The sequence below is a fragment of the Microbacterium paulum genome (genome assembly GCF_015707995.1).
Classification (GTDB): Bacteria; Actinomycetota; Actinomycetes; order Actinomycetales; family Microbacteriaceae; genus Microbacterium; species Microbacterium paulum.
In genome coordinates this window covers 1-1,298 of the sequence record NZ_JAAGRY010000130.1, presented here as the reverse complement: position 1 = coordinate 1,298, position 1,298 = coordinate 1, and the positions used below count along the sequence as shown (strand labels likewise).

The window sequence follows — 1,298 nt, the reverse complement described above, 5'->3', positions numbered from 1 at the left end:
GGGTCTGCCCCGAGTTTGGTTGACATCTGAACTGTGAGGATTCGTCCTCGCTGGAAGGATGTTCTTGTGGCAAAGCCCTATCCCCGAGAGTTCCGCGATGATGTCGTGGCCGTGGCCCGGAAGGGTCAGGCGCCGCTGGCGCAGATCGCGAAGGACTTCGGTATCTCCGAAGGCTCGTTGAGCAACTGGATGAAGCAGGCCGACGTCGAGGACGGCAAGCGTGCCGGCCTGACCGACGACGAGCGCAAGCAGCTGCGTGAGGCGAATAAGCGGATCCGGCTGTTGGAGCAGGAGAACGAGGTGCTGCGGCGGGCCGCGGCGTATCTGTCGCAGGCGAACCTGCCGGGGAAATAGTCTTCCCGCTCGTCCACGAGATGGCTGCGGCCGGTGCTCCCGTGAGGGTGCCGGTCGCGGTGGCGTTGCGGGTCCTCGGCCTGTCCAGGCAGGGGTACTACCAGTGGCTCAAAGACCCGGTCTCCCAGCGGGACTGGGACGACGCGCACCTGATCGATGTGCTCTACGACCTCCATGCCGACGACGTCACGCTCGGCTACGGGTTCCTCACCGATGAGCTCGAGTCCGAGCACGGGATCTCCGCGAGCGAGAACCGGGTGCACCGACTCTGCCGGATCGCGGGCATCCACGCGTCGCACCACCGCAAGCGCAGCAAACCCGGCAGCACGGGACCTGCGCCGCATGATGACCTCCTCGCGGTCGTCGACGAGCACGGCGTCATCCGGCACGAGTTCGCAGCCGACGGGCCGAACAAGGTCTGGCTCTGGGACATCTCGGAACACCCGACCAGAGAAGGCAAGCTCTACATCTGCGCGATCAAAGACGTCTGGTCGAACAAGATCGTCGGTTACTCCATCGACACCCGCATGAAGTCATCTCTCGCCCGCGCGGCGATGCGCAACGCGATCGCGTTGCGCTCACCTGACGGCACGATCTGCCACTCCGACAGAGGCGGCCAGTTCCGCGCGAAACGCACCCAGAACCTGCTCCGCAACAACGGGCTCGTCGGCTCCATGGGCAGATCCTACGGCGCCGGGGACAACGCGAGTATGGAGAGCTTCTTCAGTCTCCTCCAGAAGAACGCACTCAACACGAGACGCTGGGACACCCGCGCCGATCTCCGCCTCGCGATGGTCACCTGGATCGAAACGAAGTACAACCGCCGACGCCGACAGCGCGGCCTCGGCAAACTCACCCCCGCCGAGTTTGAGATGATCTACAAGGACGCAGAAGCGGCCTGATCACCCCAAACCCCGACTATCAACAAGACTCGGGGCAGACCC

1 protein-coding gene is annotated in these 1,298 nt (G+C 64.4%); it reads left to right on the top strand.

What is annotated here, in order from left to right:
• Positions 1–66 precede the first annotated feature (66 nt).
• A protein-coding gene (locus G3N18_RS15770; protein ID WP_196385188.1) for an IS3 family transposase occupies positions 67–1,256 on the top strand; the annotation gives its coding sequence in 2 pieces (ribosomal slippage) (positions 67–345 and positions 348–1,256; 1,188 coding nt in all).
• The last annotated feature ends 42 nt before the right edge of the window (positions 1,257–1,298 follow it).